General features: G+C 41.5%; 21 protein-coding genes. 9 read left to right on the forward strand and 12 right to left on the reverse strand.

The window, feature by feature from the left end; all coding sequences use genetic code 11:
* Nucleotides 1–19: 19 nt before the first annotated feature.
* From C2869_RS10525 to C2869_RS10555, 7 genes are all read right to left on the reverse strand, one after another.
* Nucleotides 20–727 (reverse strand): phosphatase PAP2 family protein, encoded by a 708-nt coding sequence (locus tag C2869_RS10525; protein ID WP_108602895.1) that lies wholly within the window; start codon nucleotides 725–727, stop codon nucleotides 20–22.
* Nucleotides 702–2,339: an ArnT family glycosyltransferase gene (locus tag C2869_RS10530; RefSeq protein WP_108602896.1), complete on the reverse strand. Its 1,638-nt coding sequence runs from the start codon at nucleotides 2,337–2,339 to the stop codon at nucleotides 702–704. Before C2869_RS10530 ends, C2869_RS10525 begins: the two co-directional genes overlap by 26 nt.
* Nucleotides 2,299–3,180 (reverse strand): phosphatase PAP2 family protein, encoded by an 882-nt coding sequence (locus tag C2869_RS10535; RefSeq protein ID WP_108602897.1) that lies wholly within the window; start codon nucleotides 3,178–3,180, stop codon nucleotides 2,299–2,301. Before C2869_RS10535 ends, C2869_RS10530 begins: the two co-directional genes overlap by 41 nt.
* On the reverse strand, nucleotides 3,173–4,744 hold the full coding sequence (locus C2869_RS10540) for an ArnT family glycosyltransferase (RefSeq protein ID WP_108602898.1): 1,572 nt from the start codon (nucleotides 4,742–4,744) through the stop codon (nucleotides 3,173–3,175). Before C2869_RS10540 ends, C2869_RS10535 begins: the two co-directional genes overlap by 8 nt.
* Nucleotides 4,745–4,746: 2 nt before the next feature.
* Nucleotides 4,747–5,784, reverse strand: coding sequence for a glycosyltransferase family 2 protein (locus C2869_RS10545; RefSeq protein ID WP_108602899.1), 1,038 nt, complete (start codon nucleotides 5,782–5,784; stop codon nucleotides 4,747–4,749).
* A 160-nt stretch (nucleotides 5,785–5,944) separates the two neighbouring features.
* Nucleotides 5,945–6,919 (reverse strand): lysylphosphatidylglycerol synthase domain-containing protein, encoded by a 975-nt coding sequence (locus C2869_RS10550; protein WP_108602900.1) that lies wholly within the window; start codon nucleotides 6,917–6,919, stop codon nucleotides 5,945–5,947.
* Nucleotides 6,916–7,890, reverse strand: coding sequence for an NAD-dependent epimerase (locus tag C2869_RS10555; protein WP_108602901.1), 975 nt, complete (start codon nucleotides 7,888–7,890; stop codon nucleotides 6,916–6,918). Before C2869_RS10555 ends, C2869_RS10550 begins: the two co-directional genes overlap by 4 nt.
* Before the next feature lie 332 nt (nucleotides 7,891–8,222).
* Between C2869_RS10555 and C2869_RS10560 the strand changes: the two genes are divergently transcribed.
* The 4 genes from C2869_RS10560 to C2869_RS10575 all read left to right on the forward strand — a co-directional run bounded on the left by C2869_RS10560 (nucleotide 8,223) and on the right by C2869_RS10575 (nucleotide 12,461).
* On the forward strand, nucleotides 8,223–9,065 hold the full coding sequence (locus C2869_RS10560; protein ID WP_108602902.1) for a histone deacetylase family protein: 843 nt from the start codon (nucleotides 8,223–8,225) through the stop codon (nucleotides 9,063–9,065).
* A gap of 155 nt (nucleotides 9,066–9,220) precedes the next feature.
* Nucleotides 9,221–10,027 (forward strand): UDP-2,3-diacylglucosamine diphosphatase, encoded by an 807-nt coding sequence (locus tag C2869_RS10565; RefSeq protein WP_108602903.1) that lies wholly within the window; start codon nucleotides 9,221–9,223, stop codon nucleotides 10,025–10,027.
* A gap of 199 nt (nucleotides 10,028–10,226) precedes the next feature.
* On the forward strand, nucleotides 10,227–11,945 hold the full coding sequence (locus tag C2869_RS10570; protein ID WP_108602904.1) for a GNAT family N-acyltransferase: 1,719 nt from the start codon (nucleotides 10,227–10,229) through the stop codon (nucleotides 11,943–11,945).
* Between the two features lie 129 nt (nucleotides 11,946–12,074).
* Nucleotides 12,075–12,461 carry an MmcQ/YjbR family DNA-binding protein gene (locus tag C2869_RS10575; RefSeq protein WP_108602905.1) on the forward strand — a complete coding sequence of 129 codons (387 nt, stop codon included), beginning with the start codon at nucleotides 12,075–12,077 and terminating at the stop codon, nucleotides 12,459–12,461.
* Between the two features lie 292 nt (nucleotides 12,462–12,753).
* On the opposite strand, the gene C2869_RS10585 is transcribed toward C2869_RS10575, so the two are convergent.
* Complete coding sequence (locus C2869_RS10585; RefSeq protein ID WP_108602907.1) at nucleotides 12,754–13,017, reverse strand: prevent-host-death protein; 264 nt, start codon at nucleotides 13,015–13,017, stop codon at nucleotides 12,754–12,756.
* Nucleotides 13,018–13,397: 380 nt separating this feature from the next.
* Between C2869_RS10585 and folE the strand changes: the two genes are divergently transcribed.
* Together folE and folM are read left to right on the forward strand one after the other, a co-directional pair.
* On the forward strand, nucleotides 13,398–14,036 hold the full coding sequence (gene folE, locus C2869_RS10590) for a GTP cyclohydrolase I FolE (protein ID WP_108602908.1): 639 nt from the start codon (nucleotides 13,398–13,400) through the stop codon (nucleotides 14,034–14,036).
* On the forward strand, nucleotides 14,033–14,743 hold the full coding sequence (folM, locus tag C2869_RS10595) for a dihydromonapterin reductase (RefSeq protein WP_108602909.1): 711 nt from the start codon (nucleotides 14,033–14,035) through the stop codon (nucleotides 14,741–14,743). The genes folE and folM overlap by 4 nt, the downstream gene beginning before the upstream one ends.
* 19 nt (nucleotides 14,744–14,762) lie before the next feature.
* On the opposite strand, the gene argR is transcribed toward folM, so the two are convergent.
* Genes argR through C2869_RS10610 form a run of 3 tightly spaced genes read right to left on the reverse strand, consistent with a single transcriptional unit; the run spans nucleotide 14,763 to nucleotide 16,527 of the window.
* Nucleotides 14,763–15,233, reverse strand: coding sequence for a transcriptional regulator ArgR (argR, locus tag C2869_RS10600; protein ID WP_108602910.1), 471 nt, complete (start codon nucleotides 15,231–15,233; stop codon nucleotides 14,763–14,765).
* 22 nt (nucleotides 15,234–15,255) lie between these two features.
* On the reverse strand, nucleotides 15,256–16,188 hold the full coding sequence (locus C2869_RS10605) for a diguanylate cyclase (protein ID WP_108602911.1): 933 nt from the start codon (nucleotides 16,186–16,188) through the stop codon (nucleotides 15,256–15,258).
* 15 nt (nucleotides 16,189–16,203) lie between these two features.
* Nucleotides 16,204–16,527 carry an Hpt domain-containing protein gene (locus C2869_RS10610; RefSeq protein WP_108602912.1) on the reverse strand — a complete coding sequence of 108 codons (324 nt, stop codon included), beginning with the start codon at nucleotides 16,525–16,527 and terminating at the stop codon, nucleotides 16,204–16,206.
* Nucleotides 16,528–16,734: 207 nt separating this feature from the next.
* On the opposite strand from C2869_RS10610, the gene C2869_RS10615 reads away from it, so the two are divergent.
* Entirely contained in the window at nucleotides 16,735–16,929 is a 195-nt protein-coding gene (locus tag C2869_RS10615) for a DUF1289 domain-containing protein (RefSeq protein WP_108605031.1), read from the forward strand.
* A 62-nt stretch (nucleotides 16,930–16,991) separates the two neighbouring features.
* A complete protein-coding gene (locus C2869_RS10620) occupies nucleotides 16,992–18,992 on the forward strand; it encodes a DNA topoisomerase III (RefSeq protein WP_108602913.1) in 2,001 nt (666 codons plus the stop codon).
* A gap of 368 nt (nucleotides 18,993–19,360) precedes the next feature.
* Here C2869_RS10620 and C2869_RS10625 read toward each other — a convergent pair whose 3' ends face one another.
* Nucleotides 19,361–20,749: a PhoH family protein gene (locus C2869_RS10625; protein ID WP_108602914.1), complete on the reverse strand. Its 1,389-nt coding sequence runs from the start codon at nucleotides 20,747–20,749 to the stop codon at nucleotides 19,361–19,363.
* Between the two features lie 376 nt (nucleotides 20,750–21,125).
* On the opposite strand from C2869_RS10625, the gene rapA reads away from it, so the two are divergent.
* Entirely contained in the window at nucleotides 21,126–24,038 is a 2,913-nt protein-coding gene (gene rapA, locus C2869_RS10630; RefSeq protein ID WP_108602915.1) for an RNA polymerase-associated protein RapA, read from the forward strand.
* Nucleotides 24,039–24,067 lie beyond the last annotated feature (29 nt).

Below are 24,067 nucleotides of genomic sequence, written 5' to 3' on the forward strand. Positions count from 1 at the left end.
TCGCTATGCTGATTTGGCATTAAGCTAAGGCGGGTTTTGCCTCTGGGGTTGGTTTCGCTTTAAAGTTAAACTTATATAAATAAGCGCAAGTTAACCCTGTAAAATAGACAATCCAAAAGCTCATCATTACGTCACTTAAAAAGTGACCGCCTTGCATAATACGCACCGCACTGACGATAACACCTATGGTCAAACCGGCAATAAATGTTTTATGGCAACGGAATAACCAGCCAAACACCATGAAGAAAAAAACCACCGCAGCATGGCCACTAGTAAACGAGCAGTTTTTGTTACAATAGCCTGAATAGACAAAAGCAGGGGTAAATTGGGCATCACCACCAAATTGTTCTAAGTGCACTGGACGTGCGCGGCCAATGGAATTGTCTTTTAATGCTAAATTGACAAAAATCCCCGGTGCTAATAATAAAACTAGCAAAACATAACGTAAGCGTTTACGAACATGAGCACTGTGTGAATTGTGCTTATGGTAGATTACAAAACCGACAATAATAGCCAGCAATACCAGTAAGTGAATTTTGGCGAATGTCCAATAAATGATGCGTACTATGAGGTTGTCTTGCAGATAAAAGCGCTGGCCATCATGAAATTGTTGCGCAACCCATAGATCGATTTCCGGAATTAAGTAAAACAGGCTAGCCATTAATACACATAAAATGACATCCCAGCGGCGTACTAGATCGTTAGTTTTTTTGATTACAGAATTCATAGCCTTTAAAGCCTGTTACTTGATATAAATAAATTTGTCGGTTTAAGCTTGGATAAACGGCATACGTGATAGTGCTAAGTTGTTGAACATTGCTAAAGCATGATTGAGCAGTGAAAGGCTGCTCGCTCACGAATAGGTAGTTTTGTTCAGCTTGGTTGAGGTTATCATTTTGGGCTAAATCAAATTTTAAATCGTAATGATGATCAACTCGGCCATCTCTATTAAAGCTCAAAACTTGCGCTGTTTTTCCTGCCGCAAAATCTGATAAGTAGTAATGAATATACGATAAAAGTTTACGCGAATCGCTTAGCCAAATTACCTCGGCTTTTTGGTTAATTTGTGGTGTGTGTTGTATATATTCCTGCAATAACAAGGTGGTTTCTCGCCAACCCGTTACTCGGTGAAATGGATTATTATTGCGTTTTGCTTCGATACCTAAGATGTTTTGCAGCGGTTGATAGCCATAAAATAGCAACATTAATCCTAGGTTGATTGATACCGCCACCATTAAGAGCTTACGTCGATTAAATTGTGTTAGGTAGTAAGCAATGAGTAAACTTGCCGTCACATAGGTAGGTGCGGCCCAGTTGACATGGGCACGGGCTAGAAATGCTTGAACACAGAAAAAAATCAATACGGGTATTGCCACGGCAATTAATAACCAAACGCCATCATTAATATTGGCTAAGTGATTAGGATCTGAGTGAATAGCTGCTGAGTGTTTTGATGGATCAGTACCCAGCTTTCGAGCCTGCCAAGAACGCCGCCAGTAACTAATAAAAAGCCACATTGAGAGAGGGCCAAATACAAAAAATTGCCCAAGAAAAAACTCAGCAAATTTATCTGGATGCAACAGGGTTTGGTTTAGTTTGGCGATCTCGGAAGTATGCTGAAAGCTAATAAAATCATGTTGGTAGTTCCACCACAGATTAGGGGTAAATACCAAGGCGGCAATAACTGTCGCTAGCCACATGCCAGGTTTAGTTAATGTTAATCGTGTTTGACGATTACCCAATACATATAAAAGTAACCCTAACGCTAAAAAGCCCATGGTGTACTTAGACAACAAGCCTAAACCACCAGCGATGCCAGCGAGTGCCCATAATGGCAGTTGACCTTGGGATTTAGCTAAAATAAATAGCCACAAGGTGATACTCCAAAACAGCAGTAAAGGTGCGTCTGTCGTGATAAATAAGCTATTGACGGACACTAAGGGCATGGTAAAGAACAATAGTGCGGCAACAATACCGGTTTGCTGATTAAATAGCTGTTGGCCAATTTTTTTGATTACTATGGCAGTTAAGCAATAGCAGATGGGCGCGCCTAATTTGGCTGTCCATTCACCCTCAAAACCCACAATACTCGTTGTTAAATGGATCAGCCAAGCGACCATTGGCGGTTTAGAGTAATATCCCCAGTCTGGGGTTTGTGCCCAAAGATGATAGTAAGCTTCGTCATAAAACAAAGCCAAATCAGATACAGGAATATAAGTTAGGCGGATCAGAAACAGGCTGGCAATGGCCCACCAAAATAGCTTTAATTGCTCTGTCGAGCGCCAAAAACCAGTTAAGTTAACCGATTTGTCTGGCTGAATTGAATTTTGCTGAAGCATAAGGCGTTACAAAATATTCCGAAATAAAGAAAGCGAGAGCAGAGGTGGCTAATAACCACGCAAACGGAGTTACCGCAGGATAGCCACCGTCGTGGCCAAATAATTTAATCGTTGCGATCAACATTAAGCTAAGAACGATAAAATGGACTGGTAACACCATGCCCACTAACCAGCGCTTTGCTGTGTAAACAGCGGCTAACGTCACCAATATACCTAATGCGCTACCTACTAAGGTATCAACGGGCCAATGGGCGGCCACCATCACGCGGCTACAAGCGACAATTAAACCGAAGGCGACTAAGCACACTCGCGTGCTTGTCTGTTTTGAAAAGTAATAGCAAGTAGTCACAAAAACGAAAATGCTAAAACTATGGCCTGAAGGAAAACTGCCTTTGGTAAATGCGTTACCAATTAAATGATAGGTTTCAGGCTCTAGCACTGCCGGAGGGCGCAATTGTCCAAATCCTGCTTTCATACCATGGGTGACCACAAGACCATACACAGCAGCAATAAAAATAATCCACAAGGCGGCTGGAAAGCGACGCGCGAAAAATACCATTAAGCATAAACAAGTGGCGGTGTCGCCTAAGTAGGTTGTCATTTGCCATAAATCACTGGGTAAATAATGCCCCAGATCATTTATCGTATAAAAGCCAACATGATAGCCCTGAACAGAATACAAAACGGCAGCTAACGCCAATAAACCAAAAGCCACAAAGCTTAACTGACTAAATAAGTGTTCGTCATTGGCATTAATTAATTGGCGTTTACCATGAGCTAACTCTAAGCGTAACCCCTTGACTAAGTAACTGTTGCGAACGGCAGTGACTGGATTAAGCATCTTTGATCTCCACTAAAATTATTCCGCCCTGTTGATAAACTATCGTTAGTGCGTTTTCACTGTAGAGTTGTTGCAACTTGCTGAGTCGGTCAACGCGGGTGAAAACTAAATCGCCACTTTGTGGTGTGCGCCGAGCAGTAATGGCTTGTCGGTAAACACTAAAGCTGGGCATTTTTATTTGGTACGACACGACAGAGTCTTGAGGATATTGTTTCGCTATTTCAGCTGCTTGTTTTACTGGGGTTTGTTGTAAATAAGCGATATTTTCAATTAAAACGAGAAAAACAAACGCGGTTTGTACTACGCCTATCGCCACTAGCTTTTCTGCTGTTTTCCATTTTGTTATAAAGTACATCGCTAGAGCCAAAGCCGCGAAAATCCCTGTAATGACATAATATTGCCAATCAAATAGTTCGGCGCCTTGGGCAAATAATTGCTGCTCGTAAGCGCGTTTCGATTGCTCAGCGGCTAAAGCCACTAATGAAGGTAAAGCGAGCATTAACGCAAAAAAGCCAGCAGGAAATAGCAGCACCCACTTACCTTGAGTTAACTGAGTACGATAGTTGGCGAATAATATTAGCAAGGGAGTAACGCCATACATGACATAGTGCGGTAGCTTAGTTTGAGACAAACTAACTAATACAAACACCACCGCAAACCAAATGAGTAAAAAGCGATTTATGGGCTGTTGCCACCAAGCTTTAACTTGACTGATGCCTTTTATTAATAAGCCTGAATACGGTAATAGGATAAGAGGCAATACCAAAACATAATAAAGCCAGCTACCACCATGGCCTTCACGTTCTTGACTGAAGCGTTGAACGTTATGATCCAGTAAAAAGCCTTTAAAGAATTCAATGCCTTGATCTTGATAAACTAAAACCAGCCAAGGGGAGACCACAATCATTAAAACTAACCAGCCTATGGGATTAGTCACCGCACTTAACCAGAAACGCCATTGTCCTTGGCTGATAAAAAATATAGCCGTTGCGATAAAGGGGATCCCCGCTGCAACCGGCCCTTTAGTTAACAAGCCAAGCGCCAACCAAATGTAAACCCGCAGTAGACAGCTAAAGCGTTTATGTTGTGAATAGCGCCAAATATCAAAGAAAGCCAAACAGATAAATAGGTTTAACCAAGCGTCGGCAATTGCTGCTCGACCAATAACACAGACCCATAAAGTGGTTGCAGTTATTAATAAGGCAAAGCGTGCCGACTCTTTACCCCATTGTTGGTTAGTAAAGCGATAAATTACAATAACCCAAACTGTTGCCGCAATGGCCGATGGCAGGCGAAAAGCAAATTCATTTATGCCAAAAATGGAAACGCTAAGGGCTTGAAACCAGTAACTTAATATAGGTTTATCAAATCGCGGCAGTCCATCAAGGTAGGTTGCTGCGAAATTACCTGAAACCAACATTTCGCGAGTAGCTTCAGAAAATGCACCTTCATCTAAGTCAAATAAAGGCACGCCCCAAATATTAAGAAAAAACGCGATAAAGATAACACCTAGGTACAAGGCGTTATCGAGGGTGAAATAGGGCCAGCGCCGATAATCAAGCATACTTATACCGCTTGGGCTATATTGTTTTTGTCTTCATTATTTTCTGGGTTTGGGGGTGTTGCCACATACCACTGCTCTTGGTTGTTTACCAAGTTTGGCGTACGCAAACTGTAACCCTTGGCATTGGTGGCGTGAAAAAAGACCCGAGATAACATTTCTGCTAAAACCCCTGTTGTTAAAAATTGCAGTGAAGCAACCAGTAAAAAGATACCCACAAAGAACAACGGCCGGTTACCTATGTCTTCACCCAGAATAAATTTAACCGTGGCCATCCAGCTCATTATCAAACCACCAATAGCTCCCATGGTTAAACCTAAGTAACCGAAAAAGTGGCCGGGGCGAGCACGAAATTTAAGAAAGAAGAAAACCGCGAGTAAATCCAGTACCACTCTAAAAGTGCGAGAAATACCGTATTTAGATTCGCCAAACTGACGGGCGTTATGCTTGACTATGGTTTCGCCAATTCGATTGGGTTTGGTAACTGAGGCAACCCACACTGGAATAAAGCGATGCATTTCACCAAATAAACGAATTTGCTTAATGACACTGGCGCGATAAGCCTTAAGGCTACAACCATAATCATGCAATTTAACGCCAGTAATGTTAGCGATTAAACGATTTGCAATACGCGACGGTATTTTGCGCCATAATAAATTGTCTTTGCGATTTTGCCGCCAGCCTTGCAACATATCTAAGTCGCGCTCTTGCAATTCAGTTACCAAGCGAGGGATATCGGCAGGATCGTTTTGTAAATCACCATCCATAGTGACAATAATCTCACCGCGAGCCGCATCAATTCCGGCTTGCATGGCGGCGGTTTGTCCAAAATTACGTTGTAATTCGATAATACGAACGTGCTCACCCCATTGTTGCTTGGCTTTGTTGAGCTCGTCTAAGGTGTTGTCTGGGCTACCATCATCTACACAAATAAGTTCCCATGGCGATGGGTAACTTTCTAAAGCACTGTGTACCGCTTTAACTAGGTGAGTGACGGTTTCTTCTTCTTTATAAAGGGGGACTACAATGGAGAGCTGGCTCATAAAATGACATCAGAAATTTGATTTATGCTCAGTGTGCGAGCCAAGCATTTAATTGCAATTACAGCCGAGTTACTAATTCGGGTAAATCCAATGACAGTATGGTTAAACTAACAACAACAGCGATATATTGTGATTGTTGGAGAGAGCGAGCTTCTATTGTTTACGTTGTCGAAGGGCTGGTTAAACACCGTGTGTAGTAATGATAAAGCTTTACCCACAACCAGCCAAAGCCTGCTGCTAGCATTGCAATAACTAATAGGTACATGTGCAACATGACTGCCGCAGCTAACAGCTCGCTGGTTTTAGCTTCTAGCCAAGCGCTGCCTAAAACAAATGCCCCTTCGTATGTTCCTGTACCCGCTAAGCCATGAATAGGCAAGACTGACGATAAATCGGCTAATACTATGCTTAAGGTCGCGGTTAAAGGTGATAAGTCGGATACATGTAGAACCAAACCAAGAAATGCCACAATTTTAGCAAGCCATATAACATAGGTTGTCAGCACGACTTTATAAAACGGCTTACCTTGCGTGGGTAAGTCAGATAGTGAATTTGCGAGTTTATGTAAAATAGTTGGCTTACATTCGGTTAGTAAGGAAACAATGGTTTGTTTAATTCGATTGGCAGCTAATAGCAATAACACAAGGCAAGCTATACATAAGCTTAACCACAGCCATTGCTGTAAGCTAGCGAGTAAAATGACAGCCCCAATACTGAGTAAGGCCAATAAGTCTAATAAGCGAAATAACAGTAACATGGTGCTACTGTTGAAAAGATTGATACGCAAGTGACGTTTCATCAATATAGGAAATGCTAATTCGCCAGCGCGCATGGGTAATAAAATATTGGCAAAATTATGCGCGGTACTAATATGAAACAACACAGGCGAATGATTAAAAGGTAATGAAAAGCCCACTTGAATGCGCACCGCTCGCATTAAATAACTAAATAAACTGAGCAGGCTGAGCCAAATGAGTAATCTAACGTCGACTGTTTGCCAATTTAACCACAGGTTTTGCCAGCCGACTTGCCATTCGATAACCGCAAGTGTAACCAGCAATAATAACGCTGCCAGCAAGGTGCGTATTGTGATTTGGGCCGCTGTTGTTTGTCTGTCGGCGCTGTCTTTAATCATGCCTGATAATAATCTCGGTACCAATCAACAAACTTAGCGACACCCGTTTGCAGATCCATACTGGGTTTATAGTTTAATTCTTGTGCAAGTTGGCTGGTGTCGGCCCATGTGCGATAGACATCGCCAGCTTGCATCGGCATCAAATTTTTAATGGCTTGTTTATCTAATGCTTGTTCAATTGCATTAACAAAATCCAGCAGTTTAACTGGCGAACCGTTGCCAATATTGTATAAACGATAAAGTTCGTGTCCCGTTTCTTTGTTTGGAATATGGCTTGCAACTCGCAATACACCTTCAACTATATCGTCTATATAGGTGAAATCTCGCGCTAAATTCCCTTCATTATATATATCGATAGGCTGGCCATTTAAAATGGCTTTGGTGAATTTGAATAACGCCATATCGGGACGTCCCCAAGGGCCATAGACAGTAAAAAATCTAAGTCCGGATATGGGTATCGCAAATAGGTGAGCATAAGTATGAGCCATGAGTTCGTTTGAGCGTTTAGTTGCCGCGTAAAACGAAACTGGCTTATCGACTCTGTCTGCGGTGGAAAATGGCAGGCTATCATTTAAACCATAAACAGAGCTGGAAGATGCATACACTAAATGTTTAACTTGTGTATGGCGACAACCTTCTAATATGGCTAAGTGGCCAAGTAAATTGGCGTCAGCATAGGCGTAAGGGTTGTCAATTGAATATCTTACGCCGGCTTGCGCAGCTAAATGAATGACAATGTCAAACCGCTGTTCGGCAAATAAGTCGGCCATTGCGTCTCGGTCTGCTATATCTAATTTGATAAAGACAAAGGAATCAAACGATTTGAGTTGTGCCAAGCGAGACTCTTTGAGCGTAACTGGATAATAATTGTTTAAGTTGTCAATGCCGACAACTTGATGTCCTTGCTTTAACAATTGCTGGGCGCAATGAAATCCTATAAAACCGGCGGCCCCAGTGACTAAATATTTCAAATTTTGTACTCAGCTTAAGCTTACTTTTGTGTAATTCCACTAAAGCAATCCAACATATATTAGATAAGTAAAATAGGGTTGAGGTGTGACTGTGAATTTGCATTTAAGCGAATAATCGATGACGTATCGTTTGCAATTTAATGACAAGCTCAGAGGGGAGAATGATTAGTAAGCTTGCATCGTGATGCTAAACGTTGGTATAGCAAGTTGGCACAGCAAACTTGTCACGATAAAATGCGCTTAGTTCTTCACTAAGCGTTTTTTATATTTTGATCCCACTTGTTACCAATCCTGTCTATTCCTATCCATTTCCGCACAAACATCGTTTTCCAATGGAAAAGTTTGCTTTGTTGCATGCTTACCTGCAAGAAAAAGGCTTAGCAACGCGCGCCAATACGTTTCGACCCGGCAAAGCTAAAATGGAGTTGTTGGCATTAGGCCATTGTCCTGATTATTTGCAGCGCTTTTGTTTTAACCAGCAATCTGATAAAGAAGTGCGCCGAATGGGATTGCCATGGAGCGAAGGGTTAGTTAAACGTACATTAATTTCGCCCAACGGTACTTTTTTAACTGCGCAGTTGGCGTTAAAGCATGGTATCGCTTGCCATTTAGCCGGCGGCACGCATCATGCTCATTACGATTTTGCTTCTGGCTTTTGTATTTTGAATGACTTGGCGGTGACAGCAAAAGCGATGTTAGCGTTGGGCAAAGTAAAGCGGGTGCTTATTTTTGATTGCGATGTTCATCAAGGCGACGGTACAGCGACTATTTTGCAAGATGAACCAGCCATTTTTACCTGTTCGATCCACTGCGATAAAAACTTTCCCGCCCGTAAAGCTAACAGTGATTTAGATGTCGAAATTGCCAAAGGGGCTGCGGATGATGACTACCTGCAAGCCGTAAATGATACTTTGCACACTTTACTACAAGAGTTTAAACCAGATTTAGTTTTGTATGATGCTGGGGTTGATATATATCAGCGAGATCCGCTTGGCTTATTAAATATTAGCTGGCAGGGCATACAAAAACGCGATCAGCTCGTATTGCAGTTATGCAAACAGCATTCTATACCTACGGCTACTGTTATTGGTGGCGGCTATGACGACGACCGACATGCTCTAGCCAAGCGCCATGCCATTCATGTTGAGCAAGCTTTTCAACTTTATACTGCCTAGTCATTATGTTTTCAATCTCAGCCTTCATAATTTATATGACATTTCGATGAAGATAGCCGCTACTAGCTGCAAGTAATCCAATTTTAATCTTTTGGTCAATTAATCGTCATTATCTCTGATCAAGCTAGTTGTCAAAACACAGAGTGAGTCTGACAATGGCAAGAGTAACAAAACGTTTTAATGCCGTATGGCTGTCCGATATCCATTTGGGATGTAAAGATTGTAAAGCAGAGTTTCTACTGGATTTCTTAGACAAAGTTGAGGCAGATGTAATTTATTTGGCTGGCGATATTGTCGATTTTTGGGCGCTTGAAAAACGCTTCCATTGGCCAGATTCGCATAATCAGTTAGCGTACAAGTTAATTGATATTGCTCGTAGCGGCACTAAGGTGATTTATGTGCCGGGTAATCATGATGAGAAAGTGCGTAAATATGTCGGCATGACCTTTTCTGATGTTGAAATTCACCGAGAATATATTCATGAAACAGCCGAAGGAAAACGCTTAGTTATCTCGCACGGAGATGATTTTGACGGAGAAGTTTGTTTAGGTAAGTTTCACGAATTTGTTGGCGATGTGATGTATGACTTTTTACTGTATTTAAACCGCTGGTGTTATCGCATTCGCAGTAAATTTGGATTTGGTTACTGGTCGCTAGCCGGTTACATAAAAAGTCATGTCAAAGGGGCTAACGAGGCGATAGAGCGGTTTAAACACGCCGCAGTTAAATACGCAAAAGACAAAGGCGTTGACGGCATTGTTTGTGGTCATATTCATCAGCCTGACTTAGAAGAGATTGATGGCACGTTATACTGTAATGATGGCGACTGGTTAGAAAACTGCACTGTACTGGTTGAAAATCATGATGGTTCGTTGGAGTTACTGTATTGGACTGAACAGGTACGAAGCTTAAGTCAGTATGCAAACAAGCCCGTGCTTATTCCTAGCCAGCGAGCGGCATAATATAGTCTTGGTCTTCAGTTTCTAAAGCCCTATCGTTTTATCTCTTGTAGCGCTTCACGGCTTGTATTGGCCAAGCCGTGAGGGATTTTATTGAGCAATGGATGACACAAAACTGCCATAAAAATAACCACGTATCGTAACAAAAAATCCATACATTCCATTCGGTAATCTTATTGTTATATTATTGGTTGGAAAATCTATGTTCAGTGTCGATCAAGTCATTAAACAAACTTACCCTCAGCTCGAGCAACGACCTATGTTTGGTTCGATTGCTAAGCGTGTGTTGCGTGGCTTATTGCATGAAAAAGACTTTGTCGAGTTTGGTGAGCAATACCCGCACTTAACGGGGTTAGACTTCGTAGAGCAGGTGCTTGAGAAGTTTGAATTTACTTATACTATTCGCGATAAAGAGCTTGAACGTATTCCGGCAACTGGTCGCTGTGTCATTATTGCTAATCATCCTATTGGTACGCTTGACGGTTTAGCGTTAATTAAACTCGTGAGTGAGGTGCGCAAAGACTTCAAGGTCGTCGCTAACCAAGTATTAATGGCAATCGAACCGCTGCATAGTTTGTTATTACCCGTTAATAATATGAATGGCGGCACCCCGAAAGAAAATATTCAACGTATTCAGGATTATTTATCCAACGAAGGGGTTGTCATTATATTTCCGGCGGGCGAAGTTTCGCGTTTAGGCCCGAGCGGGGTTAAAGATGGCGACTGGCGTGGCGGATTTTTGCGTATGGCAACAGCGGCGCAGGCACCGATTTTACCTATTTATGTTAATGGTAAAAACTCTCCGTTATTTTATGGCTTGTCGGCAATTTGTAAGCCGCTGTCAACTATGCTGCTGGTAAAGGAAATGTTTAAGCAACAATCAAAAACCTTACCGATGCGCATTGGTGAGTTGATCCCTTACGAAAGCTATCGTTCATTGCCTGTTAGTAATAAAGAGAAAGTAAGGATTTTTCGTCGCCATTTATATCGGATCGCCAAAAAGAAAAAACCATTATTTGTCACGCAAAGTGCTATTGCTCATCCTGAACCCCGTCAAGAGTTAAAAACGGCCATCGAAGAATGTGAGCACATAGGTGCGACAGCCGACAATAAGCAAATATATTTATATCAATATCAAGGCAGCTCGCCCATTATGCGCGAGATTGGCCGCTTACGAGAAGTTGCATTTCGCGCAGTTGGTGAAGGCTCTGGTTTGCGTCGCGACGTTGACCGTTATGATTCTTATTATGAACACTTAATACTGTGGGACGCTAACGATTTAGAGATTGTTGGTGCATACCGATTAGGTGATACTGCCCGCATATTAGCTAATGGTAATAAGCTTTACACCGAAACCTTATTTAATTACCAACACGGTATGCAAAAGTATTTTGACCAAGGGTTGGAGTTAGGGCGCAGTTTTGTTCAACCGCGTTATTGGGGTAAACGTAGTTTAGATTACCTTTGGTATGGAATTGGCGCTTATTTGGTTAAGAACCCGCAAATTCGCTATATGTTTGGTCCAGTGAGTATTAGTGATGCTTTGCCCAAAGCCGCTAAGGACTTATTGGTTTATTTTTATAATTTACACTTTAGTGATGACAGTGTTGAATTAGCCCGCTCTAAAATTCCGTATGATTTACCTAAAGACTTTGCGGAAAATATTCAAGCGCAAATAACAGGGCAAGATTACAAAGCCGATTTTATGGCGTTAAAAGACTTACTTGCCAATATGGGCTGTAATGTACCGACGCTTTACAAGCAATATAGTGAAGTGTGCGAACCTGGCGGTGTGCAGTTTTTAGATTTTAATGTCGATCCAGATTTTAATGATTGCGTTGATGGCTTAGTGCTAGTGGACACGCAAATGTTAAAAGCAAAAAAACGCGCCCGTTATATGGCAGGAGCCGCGGATTTATAAACGACGGATTAGTGCCTCTTTTAACGTTTCTTGTTACGCAATCACAGCGCGCCTTATGGCGCGTTTGTTGTTTTTACGCCACAATAACTGACTTCAATCACATCAAATTTAATAAGGTTGCTAACGCAGATGAATGCGCAACAAGCTGAAGTTTATCTACTCAGTAAACCCGAATCTTCAATCGATTATCCGTTTGGTGACGAGGTTAAGGTTTTCAAAGTCAAAGGCAAAATGTTTGCTACTTTGGCGATTGGTAAAATGGGCAAGGGTGATGATGAAGGTAAGCAAGATTGGTGGATGAATTTAAAATGTGATCCCAATGAAGCCTTTGCGTTGCGTGATTTATTTGAGGCGGTTATCCCTGGTTATCATATGAATAAAAAACATTGGAATACGGTAATTCTTAACGGCAGCATACCCGTTGGTGAAATTGAGCGTATGATAGATAATTCATTTAGCTTGGTGGTGAGTAAATTGAGCAAAAAAGATCAAAAATCGATTTTACTTCATCTGTAGTTTTGTGCTGCCTTTATCGATAGAGATCATGATCACCAACATCAATTAAAAGAATCTTGCCGTCTTCTAAAAATTGAAGAGTGAGTAGAACTCGATACTTCATATTAATAGAGATTGAATGACAATTTTTGCTTTTTATTTCATGTAGTCTGAGTGATGGATGATTGTGGTTTAAACTTAATAGTTGAAGTGATTTTGTATATTGATTAATTAATTCAGGATGCTTTTTAAAAAACTTTTTCTCTCGCTTTTGGTAACTTAGTGGGCGAATTATTTTTGGCACAATCGCTCCCTAATCCTGTTTAAGCTCTTTAGCTAAAGCTTCAAAGTCATTGACTTCATCATAATTACCAGTGAGATAATCGGCCTTTGCTTCAGCAATAGCTTTGTCTAATTCATATTCGCGGTAAGCATTGTATTCGTCAATTTCTAAGACGATATATTTAGCCTTCCCTCTCACATCAATTACCACTTGTTTATCAGAGTCGCTCTGCATAGCTTTATCTAAAGCCGTTACTCCGCCTTTTTTAAGTTCATTGGCTGTCAGTGAAAACATGGTCGTTAACCTAAATTTAATTGTATAGTACTGATTATAGTACGGTGATGGATACTGTAAAGCGTTGTGGAAAGAGAGATAACTCATTCAACAAAGTGGTGAGTCATTTGCTGAAGAAAGCGCATATTTCTAATTGGGTTCTTCTCTAACTTAAGGCGGTAAAAATTTTAATAGGCGGGCTTTCATGCTGAAACATTTCTAACTTTAACAAGAGCAAGCTGCTTCATTCTGGCTATTGCATTGCTATTTGATTTAATTCAAGGATTTACATAGGATGTGATCCAATAACCGTTTAAATGCGTAGTTATATATATGGCCTAAAACAGGGCGAAAACTATGTAACCCAGAGTGCCTTTATCAGCCCTTAGAAGGAGCCTAGTATGATCACTGCCGAAGCAAAACGTGTTCGCGATAAGCTTATCGAAAAAGGCCTTGAAACGCCTTTAGTTGCTACGTCATTGTCCAGTGAAGAAAAATATCAAAAGTTAAAAGGATTATTAACTGAGGTAGTAGCAACCTTAGGTTTAGACTTAACGGATGATAGCTTGCAAGAAACACCGCACCGTATTGCCAAAATGTATGTTCACGAGATATTTTCAGGCTTAGATTACCAAAACTTCCCATCGATAAGCCTAATTGAAAATAAAATGGCGGTTGATGAAATGGTTAAAGTCTCTGACATTAATTTAACCTCAACCTGTGAGCATCATTTTGTGACGATTGATGGTTTAGCTAAAGTCGCTTATATCCCTGAAAATAAGATAATTGGTTTATCGAAAATCAATCGGATTGTGCGCTTTTTCTCTCAGCGACCGCAAGTGCAGGAGCGATTAACTCAGCAAGTATTAGTTGCTATCCAAACTCTCACTGAAACTGAAAATGTAGCGGTTTCGATTGATGCCACGCATTACTGTGTTAAGTCACGTGGGGTGATGGATGTGAATTCAACCACATCAACTACTGCACTGGGTGGTATTTTTAAAACTAACCCGCAAACGCGAGCCGAATTTTTACGATGACCAATAATGTATTAATTACAGGTGTGGGAAAACGGTTAGGTTTTGTTTTAGCTAAACACCTTTTGGCAAATAAGGTTAACGTGATTGGCACATACCGTACAGATTATGCGCAACTAGATGAGTTAAGAGACGCAGGTGCGGTGCTTTATCAATGTGATTTTTATCAACAAGCCTCGGTTGACGAATTGATCGAGACTATTCTACAGCACTATTCGTCACTGGCTGGCATAGTGCATAATGCATCTGATTGGTTACCTGATAATGCGGATTTGCCGCACTCTGAAATTATGCAACGTATGATGGCGGTGCATGTATCTGTGCCTTATCAATTGAACTTGGCTTTAGCAAACTTGCTGCAGGCTAATGCTAGTGAGTGTAGTGATATTATACATATAAGTGATTATGTGGCTGAGAAAGGCAGTAAAAAGCACATTGCTTACGCTGCAAGTAAGGCGGCGATGAATAATATGACATTATCGTTTGCGACGTTATTGGCGCCCAAAATCAAAGTGAACTCTATTTCTCCTGCCTTGCTTAAATTCAATCCTGACGATGATGATGCTTATCAACAAAAAGCGCTGAGTAAAGGGTTAATTCAAACGCAAGCGGGTTTTGAGGAAGTGATTAAGGCTATTGATTTTATACGATCCAGTCGTTTTATGACGGGACGAAACTTACATTTAGATGGCGGCCGCCATCTAAAATAAACTGAGTTGATTATTCGGCCTAGGCGTTTTCAAATAACTCCTCAATCATATTCAAGGTGTCATCAATTTTATCTATATCCGTTGGCGCAATAAATATAGTGTCGTCACCAGCTATCGTACCCAGTACGCCATCGTGTGGGCTCAATGAATCTAACATTCGGGCAATTAATTGCGCAGCGCCAGGGGAAGTGTGAATAATGATCATCACTTTGTTGTGCACAATATCGAGTACTAAATGTTTCAGTGGGCTTTGTGCGGTGGGGATCCCCAACTCTGGTGGTAAACAATACACCATCTCTTGTTTGGCGTTACGTGTCCGTACTGCACCAAACTTGCTCAGCATACGTGACACTTTAGATTGGCTAATATTGTCGAACCCTAGGTCTTTTAGTGCGTTGACTATTTCACCCTGAGAGCTAAAAGATTCTTCTTTTAATACAGATTTAAACGCTTTAACTAATGCGTCTTGTTTACTATCTATTTGCGACATGGATTACGTTTTTTAAACTTGCTTAGTCAAACCAATTGTCATCGGCTGGAACAGCCACGACTTGATTACGACCTTCATTTTTAGCGCGATATAACATCTTATCGGCTTTATTTTGTAGGGTGATGGGCTCTAAATCTTCACGCGGGATACAATACGCTAAGCCTAAACTGATAGTGACAAAGTCAGCGGCTAAATTGTATTTATGAGGAATTTGCGCTTCAACTATTGTATTACGCAGTGATTCGGCCACATAAACAGCAGAATGAATTTCAGTTTCAGGCAATATAACAACAAACTCTTCACCACCATATCGAGCAACAAAGTCACCACCGCGCTTGAGCTCGTTACTTAAACGCTCAGCTACTTTTTTTAATACTTCATCACCTTTACTGTGACCATAGTTGTCGTTGTATGGTTTAAAGCAGTCAATGTCTATCATGATCATTGAAAGTGGTGCTTGAGCGCGTGTACAGCGACGCCATTCGCGAATAAAGGCTTCATCAAATGCGCGTCGATTAGGAATTTCGGTTAAGCCATCAATAGAAACCAGTTTTTCTAATAAGTCGGCTTTTTGTTTCAACGCCAGTTGGTTACGTACTCGCGCCATCACAACTGGAATGTTAAATGGTTTGGTGATGTAGTCCATTGCACCGAGTTCTAAGCCACGAGCTTCATCTTCAGCGCCGTCTCGGCCTGTAATAAAAATAACCGGAATGCTTTTGGTGCGATCAGATTGCTTGAGCGCTAGCAAGACTTCGTAGCCGTCTATATCTGGCATTTGAATGTCAAGTAGCAGTAGGTCTGGCGTTTCTTCGCCCTGAGCTATTTCTAATGCTCGTGTGCCATTAATAGCTGTCTTGACTCGATAACTACCGGATAAGGCTTGGCCTAATACTTTAATATTTAACGGTTCGTCATCGACAATGAGTATGGTTTGCTTGGCTGTAACGCTCATGTAAATTATTTATTATTAGAGTTGTTGGCTTGCGCTGACAACGGCTTGATAAGCGTTATCTAATTCAGATATTTCGCTGTCAGTTAAACTGTTATTCGCGCGTATATTATCTTCACATACTTTAGCGGATTGCATTAAATCGTGCATTCCCAGATTGGCCGCGGCACCTTTAATAGAATGGACATAGCGCAGGGCTTCTTCTGTATTTCCGGCAGCTAAAAACTGATTAATATCTTGTGGTATGGCTTGGTAGTCACCAACAAACTTGGTGACAAGCATTTTTAATAAGTCGATATTACCACCTAATCGATCTAACGCTTCTTGTTTATCCAGTACCATGTATAACGTTTCCAGAAGTTGTTTTTAATATATCTAATTGAAAATATTAGATTTCAATCAAGGATTAAGCAACTAACCCGCTTAAAAAGTTACCTATTAATTTAACATAGTTTAAAACGCATTTTGCTTAATTTATCGACCTATTTTGCATATTTATTTAAATAATTGGTTACAATAACAGCCTATTTATTTGTCGTTGGTAAACTCTTGAACACATTCAATCGTATTCCTAATCCTTGTATTGGCTATTGTAAACTCAATGAAGATGGCATCTGCGGAGGTTGTGGACGCACGAAAAGCGAAAGAACCGATTGGATATTTTTACAGCCAGCACAACAACAAGAAATTGTTGATAAGTCTAAACAGCGCTTAGCGGAACTGAAACAGCAAACTGAAAAATAAACTGTATATATAAACAGTTTTATTGTGCTAGACTGACAACAAAGTCATAAATTTGTTGTCTCGTGAAACTGTATATTGCTGAAAAACCGAGTTTAGGTCGCGCTATTGCCGCTGTACTGCCCAAACCACATACAAAAAATGACGGCTATATTCAGGCCGCTAACGGTGATGTGGTCACTTGGTGTATCGGTCATATTCTGGAACAAGCTGAACCAGAAGCATACAACTCTGAATTTAAGCAATGGCGCTTTGAGCACCTACCGATTGTGCCACAGCAGTGGCAGCTTAACCCCAAAGCTAAAACGAAAAAACAACTCGGAGTGATCCGCAAATTAGTTAAGCAAGCCACAATATTGGTTCATGCGGGTGATCCAGACCGTGAAGGGCAGTTGTTAGTTGATGAGGTGATTGACTATCTTAATGTTCCTGAGGTGAAAAAGCGTAATACAAAACGTTTACTGATTAGCGATTTGAATGCGTCGGCCGTTAAACGAGCATTACAGCAATTAAAAGATAACCGCGACTTTGCAGCGCTGTCTGTATCGGCACTGGCACGCTCGCGAGCCGATTGGCTATACGGTATAAATTTAACGCGCGCCTATACGTTACAAGGGCAAAAGTCCGGATTTAATGGTGTGTTGTCAGTTGGTCGAGTACAAACACCGATATTGGGCTTGGTGGTGCAACGCGATCAAGATATAGCCTCATTTGTTCCCCATGATTATTATGAGGTTTTGGCTGATATTCAAACCCCAGCAGGCGAATGTTTTAAAGTTAAGTGGCGTCCAAGTGAAGCCTGCCGACCTTATATGGATGACCAGCAGCGCGTTATTGTCAAAGCCTTAGCCGAAAATGTCATTCGTCGTATTCAAAATCAAGCGGCCACGGTGACACAGTTAAAGCAGCAACAGAAAAAACAAAATGCACCGCTACCGTACAATTTATCGGCGTTGCAAATTGATGCATCCAAACAATTCAATATGAATGCCAAATCGGTACTGGATACTTGTCAGAGCTTATATGAAAAGCATAAGTTAGTGACATACCCGCGCTCGGACTGTCGCTATTTACCTAAGGAACATTTAAATCAAGCCCCCAATATTATTGGCCAATTGAGTCAATCGTCAGAAAAATATGCAGATTGGGCAAAACAAGCCGATTCCAGCTTAGTCAGTAAAGCTTGGAACGACAGTAAAGTTGGTGCGCATCACGCTATAGTGCCGACAGAAAAATCGGCGGCCAATATTACCCTTAGTGCTTATGAGCAAAATGTCTATTTTTTGATTGTACGCCAGTATTTGGCACAGTTTTATCCAGCGTATTTGTATTTGCAAACGCAAGTCGAACTTGAAATCGCCGGTGGTAAATTTGCAGTCACGGCCAACACCCCGCAACAGTTAGGTTGGAAAACACTTTTTGGCAAAAAACAACAGGCTAAAAAACATCAAGTAGAGCATACGGCGCAAGTTAGCCGTAATACAAGCAGTAATAAGCAAGGTTATTCAGATAACCATATGGAGGATAGTCAAGGGCTAGAGCAACAAACCTTGCCGCCTTTAGTGGAAGGGCAAGTATTGCATTGCTTACAAGGCAATTTGCTTAGCAAACAGACCCAACCGCCAAAGCCGTATACCGATGCCACTTTATTGAGTGCCATGACAGGTATTGCCAAGTTTGTTAAAAACCCAGATATTCGCAAAATATTAAAGGAAACCGATGGTTTAGGAACAGAAGCAACTCGGGCTGGTATTATCGATTTGTTGTTTAAACGCCAGTTTTTACAAAAACAGGGCAAGAGTATTTTGGCTACCGAGTTGGGTAAAGCTTTGGTAAATGCCTTACCAGACACTGCAACGACGCCAGACATGACGGCGCATTGGGAGTCGACATTAAATGCCATAAGTGAGCGACAAACTCAATATCAGGATTTTATGTTGCCTTTACAAGCGAGTTTGCAGCAGTTAGTGCAACAGGCTCAGCATCAAGTCATGACTAACTTACCTAAACAACAGCAAGCAAAAGGCAAAAAACGCTTTTATAAACGTAAAAAGAAAGCCGCTTAATATCTTCAAAGTATAAATTGAATGTAACTACTTAGCGTGTTTATTAATAGTAAGGAATTTCTCCCGCAGGTATAAAAATTACCGTCATACCTGAGTATTCAGGTATCCAGCGCCTTTATTAAAGTAAACGGAGCTAGCGTTTACTAAACAAAGTCACTAGATTACTGCATTCGCAGGTTTATTGTTCCAGATGAAACTTAAGTTACCTAGGTCCTGTAGGCACGGCAAAGACAAGGTAATTTGCATTACTAAGGCGCGTAAAACAAATTACGCAGAATAGATGCATTTGAATGTTAACAGAGCGGATTAGCGCTTTTGCTTGTATGCAAGCAAGGTTGCGCTTAATCCGCTATTTTTGTTTATGCTCGTCAGAGGTGTTCCTCGGCAAAGCTTGCTAAACGTGAGCGCATAACCCCTGCGATATTAACGGTTGCACAACCTTCAAAATCTTTAAAGCGTTCCACGATATAGGTTAGCCCCGACGTTAATGGACTTAAGTAATTACTGTCAATTTGCGCTAAGTTACCGCAGCATATTAACTTTGTCCCTTCTCCCGCTCGCGTGATGATGGTTTTCAGTTGCGATGCCGTCATGTTTTGACATTCATCCAAAATGACAATCGACTTTTGAATACTGCGGCCACGCATAAAGTTAACGGACTTGAACTGAATATTGGCTTTTTCCATAATATAATTCATGCTGCTTTCGCGGCACTCATCATGGCGATGTAAAAAGTCCAAAGAATCGTTAATGGCTGCTAACCAAGGTGCCATTTTTTCTTCTTCTGTTCCAGGTAAAAAGCCAATCGATTCGGCAATTTCAGGCGTATTCCGAGTGACAATGATTTTTTCGTAAATGCCTTTTTCAATGACCATTTCAAGAGCACTTGCCAAGGCCAATAAGGTTTTACCGCTACCGGCAGGGCCTGTCAGTAGAACAAGATCTATATCCGTATCGAGCAGTGCATCCATTGCCATGGCTTGATCAAAGTTCTTTGGTGATATGCCCCACGCTTGGCGGTGCATCATGCGCTCTTTACCCAAGTCTTTAATTTTGACTGAGTCTTTATCATGTGCAATCACTTTAGCTGCGAACTTTTCACCTTCATCGTGCAGGTATTCATTGATAAAAATGGTATTGGGAAAAATATCCCGCGGCAGAATATGTGAGGTTTCTCGCCCTTCAGTTTCGCTTTCGCAATCTTCGACACTCGCCCAAAAATCACCATCAAATTGGTGGTGGCCTTGAGATAAATATTTAATGTCAGAGATAAGTTGGTCGGTTTTATAGTCTTCAACATGCTCTAATCCTGCACCTTTCGCTTTTAAGCGCATGTTGATGTCTTTGGTAACAAGAATGGTGCGTTGCGGTTTGAATTGTTGTTGAAGATGAAGAGCGGTATTGATGATGCGGTTGTCGTTTTCTTGACCTGGAAGTTGAGAAGTGTTGAATTCCAGTAGATGGTCAGGAAATATGGCTAAGGTGCCTTTGTCGTGTTCCTCCTCATCATGCTGTTTTAAACTGACCCCTTCAACAATTTCCTCCGGTGTAGCCTCGTGCATGATTTCTTCAAGGGACCGGATGGCTATTCGGGCATCTCGGGCGACATCTTTTTTCCTGTCTTTTATCGCATCGAGTTCTTCCAATACTGTCATCGGTATGATGACGTCATGTTCTTTAAAGTTTAAAAATGCAAATGGATCGTGCAGTAGGATGTTGGTATCGAGGATGTATTTTTTTCTTAGCTCTGGCGCCATTCAGTGCTCCTTGACGTTGGTAATTGTCACTAAAGTCACATCAAATAAAACAGCATTTTGAGAGGTGGCTTAATTCTTAGTATGTCGCACTTTTTACTGTTCAGCCAGTCATGAATGATCACCAATTGATCTAAGAATATAATTTTATGGTTTTGGTAGAGTTTTATTTTGCTGAGCAATAGCAAGATCCGCCGCAGTGTTCTTTAATAAGAAGGTAGTGGGCTAGGGATCATCAATGAAACATTTTTTGCATAAAAACCATTGCATGCCGAGCCGAGTACGGTAGCATACGCGCCCCTTGTGGTTTCAACGCTAATGCGCATGAGCATGGCGAGTGATTTCAGGTAACGATTAAATAATTGCTGGAGCAAAACAAATGACAGATTTCGCCTTAGGTCAACGTTGGATTAGTGACTCAGAGTCAGATTTAGGGTTGGGTACGGTAGTCGCAATTCAAGGTCGGCGGATTTCCATGCTGTTTCCAGCAACCGGCGAGCAGCGTGAGTATGTATCGGATACGGCGCCCTTAACTCGCGTTACCTTTAATAAAGGCGATAAAGTCGATTCGGCTGATGAATGGTCAATTATTGTTGAAGACATTGAAGAAGCCGATGGCCTGTATATTTACTTTGGTAAAAATGCTGATACAGGGGAAGACGCCTCACTTATCGAAACGCGTATCAATCATCATTTAAAATTAAATAAACCACAAGATAGATTATTTACTGGTCAAATTGATCGTAATGATTGGTATGACTTACGTTATCAGTCACGTAAATTCCAATTTAATTATCAAACCAATGATTTGGTCGGTTTAAACGGCGCGAGAACGTCACTTATTCCGCATCAGTTACATATCGCCAAAGAAGCCGGTCAGCGTTTTGCACCGCGTGTTTTATTGTCAGACGAAGTGGGTTTAGGTAAAACCATTGAAGCAGGTATGATTATTCACCAGCAAATCCTGACTGGACGCGCGAGTCGCGTGCTTATTTTGTTACCTGAAACACTGCAGTATCAATGGCTAGTTGAAATGCTACGTCGTTTTAACTTGTCGTTTTCTATATTCGATGAAGAGCGTTGTGCTGAATATGCCGAGTCGGGTGAAAATCCGTTTGAAACCGAGCAATTGATTATTTGCCCGTTAAAGCTATTGAGTGAGTCTGAACAAAGACAAAAACAAGCCTGTGCCGCCAGTTGGGATTTAGTCGTAGTCGATGAAGCGCATCATTTAAAATGGTCACCAGAACAACCAAGTGCAGAATATAGTTGTGTTGAACAATTAGCTGCGATTAGCAAAGGCTTGTTATTATTAACCGCGACGCCAGACCAACTAGGGCATGAAAGCCATTTTGCTCGTTTACGCTTACTGGATAAAGAACGCTTTTATGACTACGAGTCGTTTGTTAAAGACGAAGCATCCTTCAAACAAACGGCCGATCTCGCCAAAGCCTTAATTGGTGAGGGCAACTTAGCAGCAGATGATATTAGTCAACTTAACTCGCTTGATGCGAACAATGGTGAAATTGAACAAGCATTATTGACCGTCAATAGTCAGGATGCTGAAGAGCGCCTAACTAGCCGCAAGGTGATTTTAGCGAATTTAATTGACCGCCATGGCACGGGGCGAGTGTTGTTCCGTAATACCCGCGCTTCTGTGCAAGGTTTTCCTCAGCGTCATGTTAACCCTGTTGAACTCGATTACCCAGAAGAGTATTTGTCATCTACCCGCTGGTGGTTAAATCGTCATCAAGATCAACCTAAAGTGCAAGATGTTGCGGCTTTATTGACCCCTGAATTTGTATATGAAGCAGAAGGCCATGAAGATCAACCTTGGTGGTTAGTTGATCCACGAGTTGATTGGTTAAGTGAAAAAATTAAGGCTGACAAATCCAATAAGTATTTAGTGATTTGTGCCAAGGCGTCGACCGCGTTAACGCTTGAAAAAGCCTTTCGTACTTTACAAGGCATTAACTCAGCAGTATTTCATGAAGGCATGAGCATTATAGAGCGAGACCGAGCCGCAGCTTGGTTTGCTGATATGGAAGAAGGCTGTCAGGTGTTAATTTGTTCAGAAATAGGTTCTGAAGGGCGTAACTTCCAGTTTGCTAACCAGTTGGTTTTATTTGATTTACCGCTTAACCCTGATTTATTAGAGCAACGTATTGGTCGTTTAGATCGTATAGGTCAGCGTAACGATATCGATATTCATATTCCTTACTTTAGTGGCACTGCGTCTGAATCCATGTTCAAGTGGTTGCACCAAGGGATCAATGCGTTTGCCGATACTTGTCCTGCTGGGGTTAATGTATTTGAGCAGCAAGCGGATGGTTTATTAGATGCATTATTCCAATTAGAGCATGATGATGCGGTTGTTGCGCCATTCATTGATCAAGCGCAAGCGATTATTACTGATCTGAATAAACAAATGGAACAAGGCCGCGATATTCTACTCGAGCTTAATTCGAAAGGAACTGACGGCGAAGCCATTGCTGACGCGATTTTAGAAATGGATGACGATACCAGTCTTATCGCCTTTATGTTTCAAGTATTTGATGTATATGGAGTGCAGCAAGAGGAAAAAGGTAACCAGTGCTTGGTGGTTAAGCCAACTGAGCATATGTTAGAGCCGCACTTTCCAGAATTGACCGATGAAGGCATGACGATTAGTTTTGATCGTGAAACCGCGTTAACACGCGATGATGTGCGCTTTGTTAGCTGGGATCACCCTATGGTGCAAGGTTGCTTTGACATGATTGCCCGTAGTGAAGTGGGTAATAATGCGGTGAGTATTTTACCTAATAAAGCGCTCCCAGAAGGAACCTTCTTTGTTGAGTTAATGTATGTCGTTGAAACTGCAGCGCCTAAACATTTGCAACCAGGACGTTTTTTACCGCCAACTCCAGTTCGTTTATTACTGGATAAATCGGGCAATAATTTAGCTGCTAAAGTGGCGTACGAAGGATTTAATAAACAACTTAAGCCGGTAAACAAGCAAACGGCTTCGCAGTTGGCAACGGCACTGCAAACCGCCGTGCATCAATTAATTGGTGTCGGTGAAGGTATTGCTCAGCAACAAATGCAACAAATTGTTGAGCAAGCGCAAGAAAGGGTAGAAGTGAAATTGGCTGCTGAATTAAGCCGCTTGCAAAGTTTGCAACAAGTCAACCCAAGCATTCGTGATGTAGAATTGACCGCGTTAGAGCAGCAACGCGCTGAGCTAAAAGACTATATCGGCCAAGCGGGTGTGCAATTAGATGCAGTGCGCTTAATTGTGGTTAGCCATCAGTAAGTTTGTCGTGGGTGAGCATTTATGCTTAC

Origin of the sequence: Saccharobesus litoralis (assembly GCF_003063625.1) — a bacterium.
Lineage (GTDB): Bacteria > Pseudomonadota > Gammaproteobacteria > Enterobacterales > Alteromonadaceae > Saccharobesus > Saccharobesus litoralis.

Coding starts and splice junctions, on each gene's coding strand:
- C2869_RS10525 (WP_108602895.1), bottom strand. CDS start 727: ATGAATTCTGTAATCAAAAAAACTAACGATCTAGTACGCCGCTGGGAT.
- C2869_RS10530 (WP_108602896.1), bottom strand. CDS start 2,339: ATGCTTCAGCAAAATTCAATTCAGCCAGACAAATCGGTTAACTTAACT.
- C2869_RS10535 (WP_108602897.1), bottom strand. CDS start 3,180: ATGCTTAATCCAGTCACTGCCGTTCGCAACAGTTACTTAGTCAAGGGG.
- C2869_RS10540 (WP_108602898.1), bottom strand. CDS start 4,744: ATGCTTGATTATCGGCGCTGGCCCTATTTCACCCTCGATAACGCCTTG.
- C2869_RS10545 (WP_108602899.1), bottom strand. CDS start 5,784: ATGAGCCAGCTCTCCATTGTAGTCCCCCTTTATAAAGAAGAAGAAACC.
- C2869_RS10550 (WP_108602900.1), bottom strand. CDS start 6,919: ATGATTAAAGACAGCGCCGACAGACAAACAACAGCGGCCCAAATCACA.
- C2869_RS10560 (WP_108602902.1), top strand. CDS start 8,223: ATGGAAAAGTTTGCTTTGTTGCATGCTTACCTGCAAGAAAAAGGCTTA.
- C2869_RS10565 (WP_108602903.1), top strand. CDS start 9,221: ATGGCAAGAGTAACAAAACGTTTTAATGCCGTATGGCTGTCCGATATC.
- C2869_RS10570 (WP_108602904.1), top strand. CDS start 10,227: ATGTTCAGTGTCGATCAAGTCATTAAACAAACTTACCCTCAGCTCGAG.
- C2869_RS10575 (WP_108602905.1), top strand. CDS start 12,075: ATGAATGCGCAACAAGCTGAAGTTTATCTACTCAGTAAACCCGAATCT.
- C2869_RS10585 (WP_108602907.1), bottom strand. CDS start 13,017: ATGTTTTCACTGACAGCCAATGAACTTAAAAAAGGCGGAGTAACGGCT.
- folE (WP_108602908.1), top strand. CDS start 13,398: ATGATCACTGCCGAAGCAAAACGTGTTCGCGATAAGCTTATCGAAAAA.
- folM (WP_108602909.1), top strand. CDS start 14,033: ATGACCAATAATGTATTAATTACAGGTGTGGGAAAACGGTTAGGTTTT.
- argR (WP_108602910.1), bottom strand. CDS start 15,233: ATGTCGCAAATAGATAGTAAACAAGACGCATTAGTTAAAGCGTTTAAA.
- C2869_RS10605 (WP_108602911.1), bottom strand. CDS start 16,188: ATGAGCGTTACAGCCAAGCAAACCATACTCATTGTCGATGACGAACCG.
- C2869_RS10610 (WP_108602912.1), bottom strand. CDS start 16,527: ATGGTACTGGATAAACAAGAAGCGTTAGATCGATTAGGTGGTAATATC.
- C2869_RS10625 (WP_108602914.1), bottom strand. CDS start 20,749: ATGGCGCCAGAGCTAAGAAAAAAATACATCCTCGATACCAACATCCTA.
- rapA (WP_108602915.1), top strand. CDS start 21,126: ATGACAGATTTCGCCTTAGGTCAACGTTGGATTAGTGACTCAGAGTCA.